At 68.7% G+C, this 18,232-nt stretch carries 20 protein-coding genes; 13 read left to right on the top strand and 7 right to left on the bottom strand.

Translation table 11 applies throughout. The annotated features are described in order from the left end of the window. The first annotated feature begins 63 nt into the window (after window positions 1-63). A complete protein-coding gene (locus tag ACWF0M_RS30775) occupies window positions 64-1,263 on the top strand; it encodes a DUF418 domain-containing protein (RefSeq protein ID WP_452239227.1) in 1,200 nt (399 codons plus the stop codon). Here ACWF0M_RS30775 and ACWF0M_RS30770 read toward each other — a convergent pair. After that, window positions 1,209-1,886: a peptidoglycan recognition protein family protein gene (locus ACWF0M_RS30770; protein WP_452239226.1), complete on the bottom strand. Its 678-nt coding sequence runs from the start codon at window positions 1,884-1,886 to the stop codon at window positions 1,209-1,211. The two genes, ACWF0M_RS30775 and ACWF0M_RS30770, sit on opposite strands and share 55 nt — an antisense overlap. A 56-nt stretch (window positions 1,887-1,942) precedes the next feature. Between ACWF0M_RS30770 and ACWF0M_RS30765 the strand changes: the two genes are divergently transcribed. Both ACWF0M_RS30765 and ACWF0M_RS30760 read left to right on the top strand, forming a co-directional pair. Further along, a complete protein-coding gene (locus ACWF0M_RS30765) occupies window positions 1,943-2,413 on the top strand; it encodes a hypothetical protein (RefSeq protein WP_452239225.1) in 471 nt (156 codons plus the stop codon). Next, on the top strand, window positions 2,410-3,351 hold the full coding sequence (locus tag ACWF0M_RS30760) for an HTTM domain-containing protein (RefSeq protein WP_452239224.1): 942 nt from the start codon (window positions 2,410-2,412) through the stop codon (window positions 3,349-3,351). The genes ACWF0M_RS30765 and ACWF0M_RS30760 overlap by 4 nt, the downstream gene beginning before the upstream one ends. Here ACWF0M_RS30760 and ACWF0M_RS30755 read toward each other — a convergent pair. After that, entirely contained in the window at window positions 3,277-3,684 is a 408-nt protein-coding gene (locus ACWF0M_RS30755; RefSeq protein ID WP_452239223.1) for a hypothetical protein, read from the bottom strand. The genes ACWF0M_RS30760 and ACWF0M_RS30755 overlap by 75 nt on opposite strands. A 116-nt stretch (window positions 3,685-3,800) precedes the next feature. Here ACWF0M_RS30755 and glnA point away from each other — a divergent pair, with 116 nt between their 5' ends. Next, window positions 3,801-5,141 carry a type I glutamate--ammonia ligase gene (gene glnA, locus ACWF0M_RS30750; RefSeq protein WP_452239222.1) on the top strand — a complete coding sequence of 447 codons (1,341 nt, stop codon included), beginning with the start codon at window positions 3,801-3,803 and terminating at the stop codon, window positions 5,139-5,141. Between the two features lie 38 nt (window positions 5,142-5,179). Here glnA and ACWF0M_RS30745 read toward each other — a convergent pair whose 3' ends face one another. Then, a complete protein-coding gene (locus ACWF0M_RS30745) occupies window positions 5,180-5,674 on the bottom strand; it encodes a hypothetical protein (protein WP_452239221.1) in 495 nt (164 codons plus the stop codon). Between the two features lie 163 nt (window positions 5,675-5,837). On the opposite strand from ACWF0M_RS30745, the gene ACWF0M_RS30740 reads away from it, so the two are divergent. From ACWF0M_RS30740 to trmB, 4 genes are all read left to right on the top strand, one after another. Then, window positions 5,838-8,822 carry a bifunctional [glutamine synthetase] adenylyltransferase/[glutamine synthetase]-adenylyl-L-tyrosine phosphorylase gene (locus ACWF0M_RS30740; RefSeq protein WP_452239220.1) on the top strand — a complete coding sequence of 995 codons (2,985 nt, stop codon included), beginning with the start codon at window positions 5,838-5,840 and terminating at the stop codon, window positions 8,820-8,822. 145 nt (window positions 8,823-8,967) lie between these two features. Continuing rightward, the gene (locus ACWF0M_RS30735) at window positions 8,968-9,279 is read left to right on the top strand and encodes an ArsR/SmtB family transcription factor (RefSeq protein ID WP_452239219.1); all 312 of its coding nucleotides are present in this window, start codon (window positions 8,968-8,970) and stop codon (window positions 9,277-9,279) included. After that, entirely contained in the window at window positions 9,276-9,710 is a 435-nt protein-coding gene (locus ACWF0M_RS30730; RefSeq protein WP_452239218.1) for an SRPBCC family protein, read from the top strand. The genes ACWF0M_RS30735 and ACWF0M_RS30730 overlap by 4 nt, the downstream gene beginning before the upstream one ends. 10 nt (window positions 9,711-9,720) lie before the next feature. Next, complete coding sequence (gene trmB, locus ACWF0M_RS30725; protein ID WP_452239217.1) at window positions 9,721-10,425, top strand: tRNA (guanosine(46)-N7)-methyltransferase TrmB; 705 nt, start codon at window positions 9,721-9,723, stop codon at window positions 10,423-10,425. Here trmB and ACWF0M_RS30720 read toward each other — a convergent pair. Further along, a complete protein-coding gene (locus ACWF0M_RS30720; protein ID WP_452239216.1) occupies window positions 10,397-12,988 on the bottom strand; it encodes a family 78 glycoside hydrolase catalytic domain in 2,592 nt (863 codons plus the stop codon). The genes trmB and ACWF0M_RS30720 overlap by 29 nt on opposite strands. 154 nt (window positions 12,989-13,142) lie before the next feature. On the opposite strand from ACWF0M_RS30720, the gene ACWF0M_RS30715 reads away from it, so the two are divergent. The 5 genes from ACWF0M_RS30715 to ACWF0M_RS30695 all read left to right on the top strand — a co-directional run bounded on the left by ACWF0M_RS30715 (window position 13,143) and on the right by ACWF0M_RS30695 (window position 16,583). Further along, window positions 13,143-13,229: a putative leader peptide gene (locus ACWF0M_RS30715; RefSeq protein WP_452239276.1), complete on the top strand. Its 87-nt coding sequence runs from the start codon at window positions 13,143-13,145 to the stop codon at window positions 13,227-13,229. A 155-nt stretch (window positions 13,230-13,384) separates the two neighbouring features. Further along, window positions 13,385-14,458 (top strand): ABC transporter substrate-binding protein, encoded by a 1,074-nt coding sequence (locus ACWF0M_RS30710; protein ID WP_452239215.1) that lies wholly within the window; start codon window positions 13,385-13,387, stop codon window positions 14,456-14,458. A 49-nt stretch (window positions 14,459-14,507) separates the two neighbouring features. Continuing rightward, on the top strand, window positions 14,508-15,281 hold the full coding sequence (locus tag ACWF0M_RS30705) for an ABC transporter ATP-binding protein (protein WP_452239214.1): 774 nt from the start codon (window positions 14,508-14,510) through the stop codon (window positions 15,279-15,281). Further along, window positions 15,271-16,143 (top strand): ABC transporter permease, encoded by an 873-nt coding sequence (locus ACWF0M_RS30700; protein ID WP_452239213.1) that lies wholly within the window; start codon window positions 15,271-15,273, stop codon window positions 16,141-16,143. Before ACWF0M_RS30705 ends, ACWF0M_RS30700 begins: the two co-directional genes overlap by 11 nt. A 26-nt stretch (window positions 16,144-16,169) precedes the next feature. Next, window positions 16,170-16,583: a PLD nuclease N-terminal domain-containing protein gene (locus ACWF0M_RS30695; protein ID WP_452239212.1), complete on the top strand. Its 414-nt coding sequence runs from the start codon at window positions 16,170-16,172 to the stop codon at window positions 16,581-16,583. A gap of 39 nt (window positions 16,584-16,622) precedes the next feature. Here ACWF0M_RS30695 and ACWF0M_RS30690 read toward each other — a convergent pair whose 3' ends face one another. The 3 genes from ACWF0M_RS30690 to ACWF0M_RS30680 form a co-directional block, all read right to left on the bottom strand. Then, window positions 16,623-16,880, bottom strand: coding sequence for a WhiB family transcriptional regulator (locus ACWF0M_RS30690; protein WP_452239211.1), 258 nt, complete (start codon window positions 16,878-16,880; stop codon window positions 16,623-16,625). Window positions 16,881-17,144: 264 nt separating this feature from the next. Then, on the bottom strand, window positions 17,145-17,693 hold the full coding sequence (locus ACWF0M_RS30685) for a histidine phosphatase family protein (RefSeq protein ID WP_452239210.1): 549 nt from the start codon (window positions 17,691-17,693) through the stop codon (window positions 17,145-17,147). A gap of 9 nt (window positions 17,694-17,702) precedes the next feature. Next, entirely contained in the window at window positions 17,703-18,065 is a 363-nt protein-coding gene (locus tag ACWF0M_RS30680) for a hypothetical protein (protein ID WP_452239209.1), read from the bottom strand. Window positions 18,066-18,232 lie beyond the last annotated feature (167 nt).

The following is an 18,232-nucleotide window of genomic DNA, read 5'->3' as shown; positions in this document are numbered from 1 at the left end:
GGTTCACTGCGTAGGGACTTTCGTTGGATGTGTCGCCGGCGGTGGGCGGATTGACTGGGAGTCATGAGCATCCAGGGCGGACCGACCGGGCTGAGCGAACGCGCACTGGGACCGGATCTCGCCCGCGGCTTCATGCTGCTGTTCATCGCCCTCGCGAACTCGCACTACTTCATCTCCGGCAACGCCTACTTCGGCGGCTTCCCGACCTCCGGATCACCGGTCGACCGCGTGCTCGGCCTGCTGATCTCGACTCTCGTCGACGGTCGCGCGTTCCCGATGTTCGGCGTCCTCTTCGGGTACGGCGTGGCGCAGATCGTCCGCCGCCAACGCGAAGCTGGTAATGCTTGGTGGCCGATCCGCAAGCTGCTGTGGCGCCGCAGTCTCGTCCTGATCGTGCTCGGGTTCCTGCACGCGATGCTGCTCTACATCGGCGACATCCTCGCGGCGTACGGCGTACTCCTGTTCCTCGGCGTGTGGGCCCTGCGCTGGAAGGCCCGTTGGCTGTTCGTCGTCGCCACCGTCGTCCTCGTCCTCACCGCACTGCCCAGCGACGACACCCTCGCCGGCTCCGCCGAAGGGCCTGACCCTTCGATGCTCCCGGCAACCTTCCTCGGGCAGCTCGCCGACCGGTTGACCGTGCAACCGTTCATCGCCGGCCTCGCCTGGATCGGGTTCGTCACGCCGTTCCTGATCGGCTTGTGGGCGGGCCGCCGCCGGATCCTCGAACGTCCGGCTGAGCACCGCACGTTGCTGCGTACGACGGCCCTGCTCGGCCTCACGATCGCGATCCTCGGCGCCCTCCCGGTCTCGCTCGTCGTGGGCGGCGTACTCACCCGGCCGAGCGACCACGCGCTGACGATCCTCGGACCGTTGCACGACGCAACCGGTGTCTTCGGCGGATTCGGGTACGCCGCTCTCATCGTCCTGATCGCGCACCGGCTGAGCCGTTCTGGGGGCGACCGCCGGGGCGCTGTGACCCGGGCGATCGCCGCCGTCGGACAACGATCGTTGACGTGCTACCTGGCCCAGTCCGTCGTCTGGGCGATCGTGTTCACGCCGTACCTGCTTGATCTGTCGCACACACTCACCACGACCACGACGGCTCTGCTCGCCGTCGCGACCTGGCTGGCGACCGTACTGATCGCCGACCGGCTGCGACGCGCCAACTACCGCGGACCGTTCGAGCTGCTGATCCGAAGGATCACGTATCAGCCCAGGAGGATCGCGGACACGCGATCGCGCAACTCCGGGAGCCGCGCGTAGAACACGTCACCCGGGCACTGCGTCGAGTTGTAGTCCCGGTGCCCGACGATCGCAACCTGCGGATCCAGACCGTACTTCGTGCACAACCACGCGCACGTCAGCGCCGACATGTCGAACAGTGCGACCGGCACGTCCTCGCTGACGTAGATGCCTTCGTGCTCGATGCCGATCGTGTGACTGTTGTTGTTCGCGGTCTGCGCGCCGAGCACGTTCTGCCCGTTGTTGATCGATGACAGCGACTTGCTCCGGCCCTCCATCAGGAACCCGCCGCGGCTGATCGTCAGCTGGTTGCCGATGTCGATCCAGCCGTTGGTGTCCATGTGCAGGTCCTGGATCCAGTGCTGGACCTTGTACGCCGCGGCGAGCGAGTAGTCGGTGACGTTCGGGCTCGCGGTGTGGTGGATGACGATGTGATCGGGTTTGGCGATCACCTGCGTCGCGGACTTGGGCGGGCGCGCCGACCATTCGGTGCGCGTGTAGCAGCGCGGCGCGGGGGCGGCGTGCGCTGCTGTCGGAACGGTGATGCCACCGAGCAGTACGCCGCCGGCGGTCGCGCCGAGGATCGTACGCCGGGACACCAGTGCTGATGCCTGCTCACGTTGGAATCTTTCTGGGGCGGTCATGTTATAGAAAATCCCCTACCATCGAGTGCCCCAAACCGGAATGATCTAATGACGTGGTGACACAGAGTCAGGCGCCGGACGTGGTGCGGGTGAGGCGGGCCGGCAAGGGACTGCGGGTGCTCGTCGCGGTTGTCGGCATCGGCCTGCTGATCAACGGATCGGTGCGGGCCACTGACGACGCCTGGCCGTTCGGGCCGATGTCGCAGTACGCCGGATCGGTCGCGGACGACGCCAAGATCGACTTCACGCGGGTCAGCGCGGTGACGGACGCCGGCACCACGGTCGACGTACCGCTGAACATCGAGGGCGCCGGGGTCGCGCGGGCCGAGATCGAGGCGCGGGCCGGGGAGATCGCGAACGACCCGTCGTTGTTACAGCAGGTCGCCGACGGGTGGGCGCGCAAGCATCCTGACCAGCCGAAGTACGTGAAGCTCGAACTGATCCGCGACACGACCCAACTGGTGAAGGGCCGGGTCGAAGGACCGCCGACGTCCCAGGTGCTGGCGACCTGGGAGGTACGTCGATGAAGTTCGCCGACTGGTTCACGCCGACGATCGCCCTCGCCCGGATCGCGTGGCTGCGGACGATTCTGTACCTGTTCGTCATCCTCGACATGCACGCGTTCGTCCGCGACACCCGCGACAAGGGCGAGCACCCCGGCCTGTACCAGCCGCTGCTGCTGGCCAGGCTCCTCGACCTACCCAAGCCGTCCGTCGCGAACACGACCGCCCTGTACGTCGTACTGATCGCGGCCTGCCTGATCGCAGCGACCAACCGGCTGCCGCGACTCGCGGGCTGGGTGGTCGCTCCGGCGTTCACCTGGTGGGTGCTGATCGGCATGAGCGACGGCAAGGTCGATCACGACCATCTCGCCCTCGTCGTAGCCCTCTGGGTCCTGCCGACGGTGGCGCCCCGGCGCAGCGGCTGGAGCCTACGGTGGCGTCGCGACGTCTCGCCGTACGCGGACCAGACGAAGTCCGAGGCGGCCGGCTGGGCGATCCGGTGCATCCAGATCTCGGTGATCGCGACCTACTTCCTGTCCGCGATCGCCAAGCTCCGCGGTGCCGGCTGGACGCTCGCCTGGCCGAACAGCGCCATCCTGACCTGGGCGATCGTACGGCGGCCGCACCCGGTCGGAGAGTGGTTGCTGCATCACCCGTGGATGCTGCACGTGATGCAGTGGGTGGGCATCATCGGGGAGTTCTGCTCGCCGGTGATCCTGTGGCTCAAGGGGCGGTGGCAGCTGCTCGGGGCGCTGTTCTTCATCGGGTTCCACGTGGCGAACACGGCGATCCTGCTGATCCACTTCCTGCCGACCGTGGTGTGCTGGCTCGCGTTCGCGCCGCTCGAACGTATTGCTCCGTGGTTCCAGGCGCGGAGGTCGAGCAGTTCAGACCGCGATGCCCGAGAGGCCGAAGACCAGGCCGAACACGGCCGGCAGGCCGAGCAGCAGGCCAGCGCGTAGCTTGAACCGGCGTCCGCCGGGGCCAGGGGTCCGGACGACGCGGGACAGCACGGCACCGGCGTACCCGAAGACCAGAGCGGCGAGCAGGATCTGGCGGGTCGGCAGGTTGTCGGCGTTGTGATGCGTCAGCCCGAGCGTGACGAGGCCCGGGCAGCAGAACGCGACCATGCCGAACCCGAGCTCCGGGACCGGCAGCCAGCGGCGCCCGAGCACGTCGCGCTCGGCAGGTCGGGTACGCCGCAGCGACTGCGCGAAACGGGCGGTGCTGACGATCAGGTCGCTGAGGCAGAGGACCGCGGCCACGATCAGGGCGGCGTGGAAGATCGTCTGCACGAGGAGACACGCTAGGCCCTGAATGCGGTCATGTCCTCGCGGCCACGTAACGTCTGCTTAACAAGGGCGGGGCACACTGTGAGAGACGCCGGGTTGAGCTCGTGAGAGGTGGACTGATGGACAAGCAGCAGGAGTTCGTACTGCGCGCGCTGGAGGAGCGCGACGTACGTTTCGTGCGGCTCTGGTTCACCGACGTGCTCGGGTTCCTGAAGTCGGTGGCGGTCGCGCCGCCGGAGCTGGAGAGCGCGTTCGCGGAGGGACTCGGTTTCGACGGGTCGGCGATCGAGGGGTTCGCCCGGGTGACCGAGGCCGACATGCTGGCCAAGCCGGACCCGTCGACGTTCCAGATCCTGCCCTGGCGGGGCGAGACGATGGGCACCGCGCGGATGTTCTGCGACATCAACATGCCGGACGGCTCCGCGTCGTTCGCCGACCCGCGGCACGTGCTGAAGCGCACCCTGTCGAAGGCCGCCGATCTCGGGTTCACGTTCTACACGCATCCGGAGATCGAGTTCTACCTGTTCAAGTCGCTGGTCGGCGCGCCCGGTACGACGCCGGAGCCGGTCGACTCGTCCGGGTACTTCGACCACACGCCGCAGGGCATCGGCAACGACTTCCGCCGCGAGGCGATCACGATGCTCGAGTCGATGGGGATCTCGGTCGAGTTCAGTCACCACGAGGGCGGCCCGGGTCAGCAGGAGATCGACCTGCGGTACGCCGACGCGCTGTCGACCGCCGACAACATCATGACGTTCCGCGTCGTGGTGAAGGAGGTGGCGCTGTCGCAGGGCATCTACGCGTCGTTCATGCCGAAGCCGTTGAGCGATCAGCCCGGCTCCGGGATGCACACCCACATGTCGCTGTTCGAAGGTGACCGGAACGCGTTCTTCGAAGGCGGTGCGCAGTACCAGCTGTCGAAGACCGGGCGGGCGTTCATCGCCGGCCTGCTCCAGCACGCGGCCGAGATCACCGCGGTGACGAACCAGTGGGTGAACTCGTACAAGCGGCTAGCGGTCGGCGACGAAGCACCGTCGTTCGTGTCGTGGGGTCACAACAACCGGTCCGCGCTCGTGCGGGTGCCGATGTACAAGCCGCACAAGGGCCAGTCCTCGCGCGTCGAGTTCCGGTCGCTCGACTCGGCCGCGAACCCGTACCTCGCCTTCGCGCTGATGCTCGCCGCCGGCCTGAAGGGGATCGAGGAAGGCTACGAGCTCCCCGTCGAGGTCGAGGAAGACATCTGGTCCCTGACGCCGCGCGAACGCAAGGCCCTCGGTATCAAGCCCCTGCCCGGCAGCCTCGCCGAAGCGATCAGCGCCATGGAGGACAGCGAACTGGTCGCCGAAACCCTCGGCGAGCACGTCTTCGACTTCTTCCTCCGCAACAAACGCGCCGAATGGCAGGACTACCGCCGCCAGGTAACCCCCTTCGAACTCAACAAACTCCTCCCAGTCCTCTAGTACGCCGGGGATCGCGAGGAACGCCCGTACCCAGGGTTTCAGACGCCGGCGGGTTGGGGTGGGGCGTCGTCGGAGGCGTGTTGGGAGGTCCAGCGGGAGGCTGCGGTGGAGTGCCGGTACGGCGGCTCGGTGGCGACCGGGGGCGTCTGGACAGCTGCTTCGAGTGTGGGGGTGGCGGCAACGACCGGGGTGCCGTCGGGGGCCAGAGCGTTGACTTCCTCGACTGTGAGGAGGCCGACGGGGCGGACGCCTTCGGTGATGATCACGATGCAGCCGGGGATCACCTGCTGGGCCCGGTTTCCCTTGGCAGGAACGAGAATCCCCTCGGCCTGTGTCCGCCAGGCGCCGGGCGAGAAGTGGCGTAGCGCGATGCCGGCCTGGCCGTCCTCGGGGGTGCGGGGCGGGAGGTACGCGGTCGCCGTGTAGTCGTAGTCGTAGTCCGGATCCGGCGGCCCGGAGACTCGTCCGCCCTGCTGGGGTGTCAACCACAGCACCGTGCCGCGCACGGCGAGCGACCCCGTCATCATCACCATGGACGTCCATCATGCCACTACTGAGCGAATTCGCTACACGACACCGTGTATTCCCCGCAACCAACCCGAGATCCAGCCGCGACTTTGAGAAGCCACCAACCATTTCGGGCCGCCGGAAACGGTTGGTGGCTTCTCAAAGTTGGGGATTGGGTAGCCTGCGGGGGTGGCTGACGGGCGTAGGGGGTCGTGGGAGGGGCGGCTGGTTCGGCTGGGGTTCGAGGACCCGCGGCGGGCGGCCTGGATGCTCGAGGACCTGGATGCGCTGGACTCGCACAGTCCGCTGGCCACCGAGCAGCTGATCACGACGCTGTCGGAGTCGGCCGATCCCGATCTGGCGCTGCAGAGTCTGTGCGGGATGGCCGAGGCGCTGCACCGCAATAGGCACGACCTCGCCGCGTTCGCCCGGACGCTCGAGATGGACGACGGGTTCCGGCGCCGGCTCGTGTACGTGCTCGGCGCGAGCGAGGCGCTCGGGCGGCATCTCGGCGTACATCCGCGGCACTGGTACGACCTCGCCGATCCTGCGCTCGCGGGGGCCCGGCCGTCGGTGGAGGACGTCGCCGCCAAGCTAGCGACCGCCGTCGACGCGGACAACCCGGTCGACGCGCTGCGGGTCGAGTACCGCCGCCTGCTGCTCCGGCTCGCGGCCCGGGATCTCGCCGAGGGATTGCTCGTCGACGAGGTGGCCGCCGTACTCGCGGACCTCGCCGGGGGAGCGCTCGAAACAGCGCTGCACATCGCCCGCAACCAGTACTTCGCCGCGCATCCCGGCGCCGCCGACTGCCGCCTCGCGATCATTGCCATGGGCAAGTGCGGTGGCCGGGAACTCAACTACGTCAGCGATGTCGACGTACTGTTCGTCGCCGAGCCGCTCGACGGCGAACCGGAGCTGCCGGCCATCAAGACCGCTACGCAGCTGGCCGCGGCCGCCATGCGCATCTGCTCGGCGCACACCGGCGAGGGCACGCTCTGGCCGGTCGACGCCGCGCTCCGTCCGGAGGGCAAGTCCGGTCCGCTCGTCCGCACGCTCGACAGCCACCTCGCGTACTACCAGCGCTGGGCGAAGACCTGGGAGTTCCAGGCCCTGCTCAAGGCCCGCCCGGTCGCGGGCGACCAGGAGCTCGGCCGTCAGTACTCCGAGAAGATCGGCAAGCTCACCTGGTCCGCGGCCGATCGCGAAGGGTTCGTCGCCGACGTCCAGGCGATGCGCCGGCGCGTCATCGACCACATTCCGGCAGCGGACGTGGACCGCCAGCTCAAACTCGGTCCCGGTGGATTGCGCGATGTGGAGTTCGCCGTACAGCTCCTGCAGCTCGTGCACGGTCGCAGCGACGAGTCGGTCCGCAGCGGTACGACGCTGGTCGCGCTGGAGGCCCTGACGAGCAGCGGGTACGTCGGCCGCACGGATGGCGCCGTACTCGCGGATGCGTACCGCTTCCTGCGGTCGATGGAGCACCGCATCCAGCTGTTCCGCCTGCGCCGTACGCATCAGGTCCCGGACGACGAGGCCGACCTGCGACGGCTCGGCCGCTCGCTCGGCTTCACGAAGAACCCGGTCGCCGATCTGACCGCGGCGTGGAAGAAGCACGCGCTGGAGGTACGGCGCCTGCACGAGAAGCTGTTCTACCGCCCGCTGCTTGCGGCGGTCGCGCGGATCCCGGGCGACGAAGTGCGTCTGACGCCCGAGGCGGCCAAGCAGCGGCTGACGGCCCTCGGGTACGCCGATCCCGCGTCGGCGCTGCGGCATATCGAAGCCCTGTCCGAGGGGGTCTCGCGGCGTTCGTCGATCCAGAAGGCGTTGCTGCCCGCGATGCTCGGCTGGTTCGCCGAATCGCCCGATCCGGACGCCGGTCTGCTCGCGTTCCGCACGATCTCCGACGCCCTCGGCTCGACGCCCTGGTACCTGCGCCAGCTGCGCGACGAGGGCGCGTCGGCCGAGCGCCTGGCCCACCTACTGGCCAGCGGCCGGTACGCCGTCGACCTGTTGCAGCGCGCCCCGGAAGCGACCGCGATGTTCGCCGACGAGCGAGAGCTGACGCCGCGCACCCAGGAGGCCCTGCTCGTCGAGATGTCCGCCGCCGCCCGACGGCAGGATTCGCCGGAGGCCGCGGTCGCCGCGATCCGCGCCGTACGTCGCCGTGAACTGTTCCGGACCGCGGCCGCGGACCTGTCCGGCCTGCTGGACGTCGAGACCGTCGGCGACGGGCTGACCGATATCGCCGTCGTCACGTTGACGGCCGCGCTCGAGGTCGCGCGCAGAGCCGTCGCCAAGGGCGAGCCGGAACCGACCCGGATGTCGATCGTCGCGATGGGCCGGTTCGGCGGTCACGAGCTCGGGTACGGCAGCGACGCGGACGTGATGTTCGTGCACGACCCGCTCCCGGGCGCGGACGAGAAGAAGGCGACCGACTTCGCGACCCAGGCGGCGACCGAGCTGCGCCGGATGCTGGCGTTGCCCGGCGCCGATCCGGCCGTCGCGATCGATGCGGACCTGCGCCCCGAGGGCCGGCAAGGACCGTTGGTTCGGACGTTGGCGTCGTACGCCTCCTACTACGCGCGCTGGTCGGCCGTATGGGAAGCGCAGGCACTGCTCCGCGCCGAGCCGTTGTGCGGCGACGCCGACCTGTGCCAGGCGTTCCGCGATCTGATCGACCCGCTGCGCTATCCGGTGAACGGTGTGAGCGAGCGCGACGTGATGGAGATCCGCCGGATCAAGGCGCGCGTCGATGCCGAGCGGCTGCCGCGCGGCGCCGACCGCAGTACGCACACCAAGCTCGGTCGCGGTGGGCTCGCCGACATCGAGTGGACCGTTCAGCTCCTGCAACTCCGCGAGGCGCATCGCGTTCCCAGTCTCCGTACGACGCGCACACTCACCGCGCTCCGGGCCGGGGTGGAAGCCAAGCTCGTCGACCCCGCCGAGGCCGAGACACTGCAGGCGGCCTGGGTGCTGGCCACCCGGATCCGCAACGCGATCATGCTCGTCCGCGGCCGTCCCGGCGACTCCCTCCCGCGCGATCCGCGCGACCTGGCCGCCGTGGCCCAGATCTGCGGCTACCCGCCCGGCGAGTCGGGTCGCTTCTCCGACGACTACCTCCGCACCACCCGCCGCGCCCACAACACCGTCGCCCGTCTCTTCTGGGACGACTGACCGTACCGAAGAACGGGTAGTCCTCCCGCCCGGCGATCCATCTCCCACTCCACCCCGCCCGAGCCCGCAGGCCGGAGCCGACCACTACCCGTTCTTCGGTCCGCAGCATTGACAGGCAACCTTTTGGTTGCCTATGGTCGAACGCGTGGAGTTGGTGTTCAAGGCGTTGGCCGACGAGGGTCGGCGGCGGTTGCTGGACGCTTTGCGGGAGCGCAACGGGCAGAGCCTGCAGGAGCTGTGTGAGCTGTTGCCGGATCTGACGCGTCAGGGCGTGACGAAGCATGTCCGGATCCTCGAGGACGCGAACCTCGTGGTGACGGTCAGACGCGGACGCCACAAACTCCACTACCTGAACCCGGTGCCGATCAACGAGATCGCCGAACGGTGGCTGAGCAACTACGAACGCGACAAGTTGCGTGCGCTCAGCGCGCTCAAGGCGGCTTTGGAGGAAGAATGAGCAAGCCGGCAATGATCCATGTGACCTACATCGCGACCACCCCGGAGAAGCTGTGGGAGGCGCTCACCTCGGGCGCGTTCACCCAGCTGTACTGGTTCGGCCGCCGCATCGAGTCCGACTGGACGGTCGGTTCGCCCGTCCGCTTCTTCGACAGCGCGAACGACAGTCTGACCGATTCCGGCGAGGTCCTGGTGTACGACGAACCGAAGACGCTCGCCTACACATTCAAGAACGAAGCTCAGACAGATGACCCGGGCCGCGTCACGTTCACGATCGAGCCGGCCGGGAAGAACGTGGTGAAACTGCAGGTCGTACACGACCGGATCGCCGAGGACACCATCGAGGGCTGGCGGAACGGCTGGGCCCCGATCCTCGCCAACCTGAAGACCTACCTGGAGACCTCCCGAACCCTAGAGTTCACGTTCTCCTAGAATTGACCTGGTGGAAGCGGTACAGCAGGTCAGGCAACCGGGCGTCTTCAGCACCGTCCGCCGCAGTGTGCGGATGACGGCCGGGCAGACGCGTGTCTGGGAGACGCGGTGGCCGGAGCTCGGCCGGACGCAAGAGGATCTGCCGCCCGGTGAGCTGGATCTGGCCGATTGGTTCGGTCGTACGGCGCCGACCGTGCTGGAGATCGGCTCCGGGATGGGAGAGGCGACCGCGCAGCTCGCCGTCGCCGCGCCGGAGGTGAACCACGTGGCCGCGGAGGTGTACCCGGCCGGCCTCGGTCAGCTGATGCTGTGGGTGGAGAAGTACGACCTCGACAACGTCCGCCTGCTGCAGGGCGACGCGGTGGATTTCCTGCGTGATCACGTCGCTCCCGGCGCGCTGGCCGGCGTACGGATCTATTTCCCGGACCCGTGGCCGAAGAAGCGGCACCACAAGCGCCGCCTCGTCACGGGGCCGTTCGTCGGGCTGATCGCCGACCGCCTCCGGCCGGGCGGAACGTTGCACCTGGCAACGGACTGGGCGGACTACGCCGACCGCATGCTCGAAGTGTGCGAGGCCGAACCGTCGCTGCGTAACGAGCACGGCGGCTGGGCCCCGCGGCCCGAGTGGCGCCCGGTGACCAAGTTCGAGTCCCGCGCGCAGGCGGAGGGCCGCGAGGTCCGCGACCTCATCTATAAGAAGCGGACCGGCTCGTGAAGGACCACTGCCCGGCCCCGACGCTGTAGATCGTGTACCCGTCGGCGTACGTCGGCGTACCCGCGAACGCCCGCGGCACCGCGTCGACGTCCGCGGCCCGCGCTGACGGCACATGCACCTCGGCCGTCGTACCGACCGGCACCTGGACGTCCAGCGACAGCACCCGTCCGGTCTTCTTCCACGAGACCGCCACCCGCCCGCGGATCGTCTCGGTCCGGATGCTCGCCGAGTCCACCTCGTCGCGGGCGTCCGGCCGTACGACGATCCGCTCGCTGCCGGCGTCGACGACGCGCAGCCCGGCGACGTTCTCGAAGATCCACTGCACGACCGTGCCCTGGAAGTAGTGGTTGCGCGACCGCGAATCGTCCTCCCACTTCTCCCACATGGTGTCCGCGCCCTGGTCGAACCAGTAGCCCCAGCTCGGGTAGCTCCGCTGTAGCGCGACCTTTGTTGCCACGTCGCCGTACCCGTGCGCGGTCAGCACCGGCAGCAGTACGCCGACGCCCAGGCAGCCGGTGTTGAGATGGAAGCCACGCGCCTCGACGTCGGCGGCCAGCCCGGCCGCGACCCGCTCGACGAACTCGGGTGGCACGATCCCGAACGCCAGCGGTACGGCGTTCGACGTCTGCCGGTAGTCCGGGTCGTCGGCCGACCGGTACCGACCCTCTGCGCGATCCAGGAACGTCCGGTTCAGCCCGTCGGCGAGTTCACCCGCCGCCTTCACGTATTCGTTGGGCTGCCCAATCAGCTCGCCGATCTCGGCCGCGACCACGAGCGCCCGGTACAGGTACGCCGTACCCGTCAGTCGCCGGTCCTCCGGCGCCGGACCGCTCCCGTACCCAGGCGGCAGCCAGTCGCCGAGCACACTCACCGACAAGCCGTCCTCGACCCGGTCCAGCTCCCACGCGAGGTACCGCGTCAGCGAGTCCCAGTGCTCGCGAAGCAGCCGCTCGTCGCCGTACCAGCGGTACATTTCGCGCAACAGGAACGGATAGACAGTCGGCCATTCGGTCGCGGGGGAGAGGTCGGTGAAGCCCCAGCCGCTGGTCGGCACGATCACCGGGAGTTGCCCGAAGTCGGCCTGACTGTCCCGGATGTCGCCGAGCCACTTGGTGAAGAACCGCGCCAGGTCGAGGGTCGCGAGCATCGTCGGCGCGCCGACCTGCGCGTCGCCGGTCCAGCCGTTCTTCTCGAAGTACGGCGTATCGGTCGGGATCCCGTGCAGATTGCTCAGGATCGTCCGCCGCATCGCGTGCTCGAACTGCTCGTACGGCGCCTGCGTCGAGGCGAACCGGGTCACCGACGGGACGTCCGAGTTCACCACCCGCATCTGCACCTCGGCCCGCGCGCCCTCGACCTGCACGTATCGGAAACCCTTGTACGAGAACCGGGGCTCCCACGTCTCGGTACCGTTGCCGGCTGCAACATACTCGTCGCGCTGGATCCGATCGCCCTGGACGTGCTCGTTCTTCGCCACGACGTTGCCATCAGCAACCGTCTCGCCGTGCGTGAGGCTGATCGTCGTCCCGGCCGGCGCGCTGGTCGACAGCCTCGTCCAGCCCGCCACGGTTCGCCCGAAGTCCACGATCCACACGCCCGGCCGCACCTCGGTGACCTCGACCGGGTCGACGGTCTCGACGACTCGGATCGGTTCGTGGGCCTGTGCGGTCAGCTTCCCCTTGGGCGCTTCGACGACCGATGCGGCGGACCAGGCGGAGTCGTCGAAGCCGGCCGTGTCCCAGCCGGGCAGCGCGCGGCGGGCGTCGTACGTCTCACCGGTGTAGAGCGAGTCCGACAGCGTCGGACCGCCCATGATGCGCCACGACTCGTCCGTGACGACCTCGTCCACGCGACCGTCGTCGTACTCGACGACCAACCGGGCGATCAGCCGCGGGTCGGCGGTCCACGGAGTGTCGTGCCAGCGCCAGACGTTCACCGAGGTCAGTCCGAAGAACCCGCGCCCGAGTTCGGCGCCGACCACGTTGTCGTCGGCCCGCAGGAGCCCGGTCACGTCGTGCGTGACGTAGAGAACCGTGCGGTCGTAGGCGGTGAAGCCCGGATCGAGTACGGCGTCACTCACCGCGTGCCCGTTGACCCGCAGGTCGGCGTACCCGAGACCGCTCGCATACAACCGCGCTCGGCGGACGGTCCCGTCGACGGCAAATCCACGCCGCAACAAGGGAGCGCTGTCGGTCACGCCGCCGATCCACCGTGCCGTGCCGAACCCCTCGTCGAGCAGCCCGGTCTCGAACCATTCCGGTGCAGCCCACTCACCAGGCAGGTCGTCCCACAGCCGCACGGCCCAGTGGTACCGCGTCCGCGCCGCCGTCGGACCGTCGTACTCGATCCCGAAGGTCCGCGCCGACTCGACCTTCCCCGAGTCCCACACGTCGGCGCGCTCCGGCGTCAGCAACTCCGGCGCGGTGGCGACCAGGATCTGGTACGCCGTCTGCGTGGCGCCGTACCCGGGTGCGACGGCGATCCAGCTGAAGCGTGGCCGAGACACGTCGACGCCCAGGGGCTGAGCGGCGTACTCGGTCTTGAGAGATCGGGGGACTAGCACGCTCAGGACCGTAGGCAGTCGCGCGCCCGGCTTTCAACCGCCTGACCAGATCCGGCCGATGATCACATTTGATCGTTTGTCTCGGTAAGTGATTGACAAGTCCAAATAATGAAACCTCAGCATCTTGCTCGACTTTGTCCGCTTTCATAGTCCTATGCAGATCGTCTCGAACGCGCCCGGTGACGCCCTCACGCGGCGTCGGCACGTCGATCTGCTCCGCGTGAACTCCTCAGGTTGTTGACCGCCGGCGTACCTTCCGGCCCGCGTCCTTCCCGCCCGTACGGCGTTCGCGCCGCGGCTCGCCGTACCGTCCGCGCGGCCGAACGGCTGCTCGACGAAACCGAGCTCGAGCCCGCTTCCTGAGCTGCACCTTCCTTCAAGACAAAAGGTTCTCCTGTGAGCATCTCCGCCACCCGTCCGTTCCGTCTGCTCGCCGCCGCCTTGGCCCTCACGGTCGCTGTCACCGCTGCCGGCTGCTCGCGCTCCGACAGCAACGAGACAGCCGCCGCGTCGACCGACAAGGGGCCCGCCACCGAGCTACGGCTCGGCTACTTCCCGAACGTCACCCACGCCGCCGCGCTGATCGGTCTCGGCAAGGGCCTGTTCACCAAGGAACTCGGCAGCACGAAGCTGGTGCCGACCAAGTTCAACGCCGGCCCCGAGGCCGTCGGCGCGCTGCTCGGCGGCTCGCTGGACGCGTCGTTCATCGGCTCCGGCCCGGCGATCAACGCCTACGCGAAGTCGAACGGCGAGGCGGTCCGGCTGATCGCCGGCGCCACGTCCGGCGGCGCGCAGCTCGTGGTCAAGCCGACGATCACCAAGCCGGCTGACCTGGTCGGCAAGACCGTCGTCACGCCGCAGCTCGGCAACACGCAGGACGTGTCGCTGAAGAAGTGGCTCGCGCAGAACCAGCTGACCGGCAAGGTCAAGGTGACCAACCTGGAGAACGCGCAGACGCTGGACGCGTTCAAGAAGGGCGATGTGGACGCGGCCTGGCTGCCCGAGCCCTGGTCGTCCCGGCTGGTCCTGGACGCGGGCGCGAAGGTGCTCCTCGACGAGGCGACGCTGTGGCCCGGTGGGCAGTTCCCGACGACCGTGCTGATCGTGCGGACGCAGTTCCTGAAGGAGCACCCGGCGACGGTGACGGCGCTGCTGAAGGGGCTGAACGCGGCGATCGACTTCAGTACGTCGGACGCCGCCCAGGCGAAGACCGTGGTGAACGACCAGCTCAAGGCAGCGACCGGCAAGTCGTTGAAGCCGGCCGTGATCGACCGGGCGTGGGAGCACATCAAGATCACCGCGGATCCGATCGCCTCCACTTTCCCGCAGCTGGCCAAGGACCAGGTCACCGCGGGGATCGCGAAGCAGGCGCCGAACGTCGCGGGCTTCGCGGACCTCGGGCCGCTGAACCAGGTCCTCACCCAGGCAGGCAAGCCGGCGGTCGACGCCGCCGGCCTGGACACCAAGTAGCAGCCAAGTAGCAGCCAAGTAGCAGCCGCGTAGTCGTAAGGAGAGCTCGATGACCGCCACAGTCGACGCGCCGCCCGATCAGCTCACTCCGGTGCGGTTTCACCAAGTAGGGAAGGCGTTCGGCAGCGGCCGGAAGGCGGTTGTCGCGCTGGACGGTGTCGATCTCGAGGTCGGTGCCGGCGAGTTCGTCTGCCTGCTCGGGGCCTCCGGGTGCGGCAAGACCACGCTGCTCAACCTGGTCGCCGGGCTGGACCGGCCGACGAGCGGCCGGATCGAGCTGAACTCGTCGCGCCCGGCGGTCGTCTTCCAGGAGCCCGCGCTGATGCCGTGGCTGACGGCGGCCGGGAACGTCGAGCTTCCGCTGCGAATGGCCGGCGTACCGAAGGCTCAGCGGCGGACCAAGGCCGCAGAGCTGCTGGAGCTCGTGCGGCTCGCCGGCCTCGGCGACAAGCGGCCGCACGAGCTGTCCGGCGGCATGCGGCAGCGGGTCGCCCTGGCCCGCGCGCTCGCGTCCACCACGGACAGCGCTGACGCCGGGAAGCCGTCGTTGCTGCTGATGGACGAGCCGTTCTCGGCGCTCGACGCGATCACCCGCGACGTACTCCAGGGTGAGCTGCTGCGCATCTGGCGTGCCACCGGTACGGCGATCCTGTTCGTCACGCACGACGTCCGCGAAGCGGTGCGGCTCGGGCAACGCGTCGTACTGCTGTCGTCGCGTCCTGGGCGCGTCGTGCAGCAGTGGGAGGTCGACGACGCCCCCGACAGTGCGGTCGACGAGATCAACACCGCGCTGCGCAAGGTGATCAGCAGTCATGCCGCTTGACGTCCAGGAAGGATCCGTCGAGGCCGGCCTGGACGCCCTCGACACACCCGTCAACGCGCCCGAGGGCTCGCGGGTACGGCGGATCGCTGCGCGCGTACTGCCACCGGTCGGAGCGATCGTCGTCCTGCTGGCGATCTGGCAGGCGCTCTGGGCGGCCGCGTTCTGGCCCGAGTTCAAACTGCCCGCGCCGATCGACGTGTGGGGGCAGATCTGGCAGCTGGTGACGAGCGGCGACATCGTCGAACTGTTCTGGGTGTCCGTGCACCGCGCCGTCATCGGGTTCGCGATCTCGCTGCTGATCGCCGTGCCGCTGGGGCTCGCGATCGCGAACATCCAGGTCGTACGGCGGGGGATCGGGCCGCTCGTGTCGGGCCTGCAGAGCCTGCCGTCGGTGGCGTGGGTGCCGGCGGCGATCCTGTGGTTCGGGCTGAACGACCGGGCGATCTACTGGGTGGTGCTGCTCGGCGCGGTGCCGTCGATCGCGAACGGGCTGGTGTCCGGTCTCGACCAGGTGCCGCCCATCCTGCCGCGCGTCGGCAAGGCGCTCGGAGCGGGCCGCTTCGGCGGGATCCGGTACATCCTGCTGCCGGCCGCGCTGCCCGGGTTCCTCGGCGGACTCAAGCAGGGCTGGGCGTTCTCGTGGCGGTCGCTGATGGCGGCCGAGCTGATCGCGACCTCGCCGGAGCTCGGCAAGGGCCTCGGCCAGTACCTGCACGACGGCATGTCGCTGTCGGACATCTCGATGGTGTTCGCCGGGATCGTGCTGATCTTCGTGGTCGGCGTCGGCATCGAACTGCTGGTGTTCCGGCCGCTGGAGAACTCGGTGCTGCGCGCGCGAGGACTCACCACGTCCGCTCGCTGACACAGCCGTGGCCGTACTGTTGGAACGTGGTCCGATTTCTGCCGTTCCTGATCAGCCTGGTGCTCACCGTCTACGCGCTGTTCTCGTGCATCCAGACACCCGACGAAGACGTGCCGCATCTGCCGAAGCTGCTGTGGATCGTCCTGATCGTGTTCGTCCCGTTCGCGGGGCCGATCGTCTGGCTGCTGATGTCGCGCGCGTACGTCGACCGCGAGGAGACCGTCGTACGGCGGGAACCGACACAGCACGCCCCGCGGCCGGCGGCGCCCGACGACGATCCGGACTTCCTCAAGTCACTGGACCGCTACCGGGACCCGCGCACGACCGTGCGACCGCCCGAGCCCGAGGACCCGGCGGACGAGCCGAAACCGCCGAAGAAGCCGAAGGACACGAAGGGGTCCGAGGACTCCCCGTCCGAGACCGACGACGGTAAGGCCTGAGTTTTCACACAGGCCTTACGCGGCGGTCGTCGGCTGCGCCTACGCGGACTTCCGGTGTTCGGGCAGGAGGGTGTTGTCGCGCTCGGACTCCGTCGTGCCGCCCCAGACGCCGTACGGCTCACCGACGGCGAGGGCGTGCTGGCGGCATTCGGGCTGGACCGGGCAGGTCCCGCAGAGCGACTTCGCCACCATCTCGCGGGCGCGTTTGCGAACGCCACGCTCCGATTCGGGCGAGAAGAACAGCTCCGGGTTGACGTCGCGGCAAGCCGCTTGCGACTGCCAGTCCCATAGATCCATGAGCGGGCGGGGCAGGCGAGGCATCCCTCTCGACATGGCAACCTCCTATGACTCACCGTAAGCGCGGACGGGCGCTCGGTGAAAACTATGCTCATCTCAGAGCGAGTTCAACCCTTGTTGTCTCGAAGTTCGGGCCATTCGTTATCCCCGCGTGTCGTCGCGGGCCGTGATCGGCGGATTTCAGGCGGCGGGCGTGTTCACGTCATCACCTGATGTGACATAGGTCACTTTAACGGTGCAAGTTCGTCTGCACGTGCAGATGCCTCAGGCACCGATTTCACGGTCGATCCGGTAGTACTCGTGGGCGCCGTGCGGTGTGTCGCGTTCCCCGGTCAGAGCCCGGATCACCGTCGCGTGCGTGATCGCCAGAACCGGTCCGTCGGTGCTGGCGGTGTGCCGGGCGAGGGCGGCGCGGGCGCGTTCACGGACCCGGGACAGCGGCTCCCAGGGACGCTGGATGCCGTCCGGCCACTCCCCGTCGTACGCCTCGAGCTCGGCCTTCGCCGCGCGGACGTCGGCGGCGCTGCGCCACAGACCGGTGTGGTCCGGCAGCCAGTCGCGCAGGTCGTAGTCGACCTTCACGCCGAGCGCGAGCCGGTGGCCGATGATCGCGGCGCTGTGCAGAGCCCGGGTGAATGGGGAGCTGACCAGGTACGTCGCGCGGATGCCGCTGAGTACGTCGGCGAGCTCCTCGGCCTGTTTCATGCCGAGCGCGGTGAGCGGGGCGGAGTCGGCCGCCATCCCCGGCCAGCCGCGGGAGTCGATCGGCCCGTAGTCCGGCTCACCATGCCGAACGAGGTAGATCTGCGTCACGGGCATGTTCTACCTGAGATGTCTGGCCCCCGCCCATCCACGGGTGTGGCCGGGCGGTGGCGAGTCGGTCAGGGACGGCGGCCGCACCTGGTGCAGCTCGTCGAAGAGGTTGTCGAGGCCGGCTCGTGGCGCGGCCGGCCCGGTCTGTGCCGTCTGTGCCTCGATCCAGCGGATCTCGGTCGCACCCTGGTGGCCGTGCACGGCCAGGATCGCCTCGACGTTCGGCCAGACGGCTGTCGCCGGGTTGTCGCCGCGCCAGCGCAGGGCCACCGAGCCGTCGGTGAACTCACACCCTTCCGCCACCACGCCGGTCCCGGAAACGCCACTGGGATCTCGGTACCGAACCAACTCGAAGGTTCGCGGCCTCACCACCTGCTGCACTCCCCGATGTCTCGACCCGGTCTTGCAGCAGTCAACGACGGCGACCGTCAGGTGGTTACTGGCGAGCAACCGACCGACGCCTGAAAACGCGCTCCACTGTCGAGGGTGGTACTGTCCTACCCGTGACGCGTAGCTATTGGCGATTTTTTGAGTGGCCG

This window comes from Kribbella sp. NPDC055110 (genome assembly GCF_053607525.1).
This window is presented reverse-complemented; position numbering and strand designations above follow the sequence as displayed.

Excerpts from the sequence above, each read along its gene's own strand:
- ACWF0M_RS30775 (WP_452239227.1), top strand. The coding sequence starts at position 64 with ATGAGCATCCAGGGCGGACCGACCGGGCTGAGCGAACGCGCACTGGGA.
- ACWF0M_RS30770 (WP_452239226.1), bottom strand. The coding sequence starts at position 1,886 with ATGACCGCCCCAGAAAGATTCCAACGTGAGCAGGCATCAGCACTGGTG.
- ACWF0M_RS30760 (WP_452239224.1), top strand. The coding sequence starts at position 2,410 with ATGAAGTTCGCCGACTGGTTCACGCCGACGATCGCCCTCGCCCGGATC.
- glnA (WP_452239222.1), top strand. The coding sequence starts at position 3,801 with ATGGACAAGCAGCAGGAGTTCGTACTGCGCGCGCTGGAGGAGCGCGAC.
- ACWF0M_RS30745 (WP_452239221.1), bottom strand. The coding sequence starts at position 5,674 with ATGGTGATGATGACGGGGTCGCTCGCCGTGCGCGGCACGGTGCTGTGG.
- ACWF0M_RS30730 (WP_452239218.1), top strand. The coding sequence starts at position 9,276 with ATGAGCAAGCCGGCAATGATCCATGTGACCTACATCGCGACCACCCCG.
- ACWF0M_RS30715 (WP_452239276.1), top strand. The coding sequence starts at position 13,143 with ATGCAGATCGTCTCGAACGCGCCCGGTGACGCCCTCACGCGGCGTCGG.
- ACWF0M_RS30705 (WP_452239214.1), top strand. The coding sequence starts at position 14,508 with ATGACCGCCACAGTCGACGCGCCGCCCGATCAGCTCACTCCGGTGCGG.
- ACWF0M_RS30700 (WP_452239213.1), top strand. The coding sequence starts at position 15,271 with ATGCCGCTTGACGTCCAGGAAGGATCCGTCGAGGCCGGCCTGGACGCC.
- ACWF0M_RS30690 (WP_452239211.1), bottom strand. The coding sequence starts at position 16,880 with ATGGATCTATGGGACTGGCAGTCGCAAGCGGCTTGCCGCGACGTCAAC.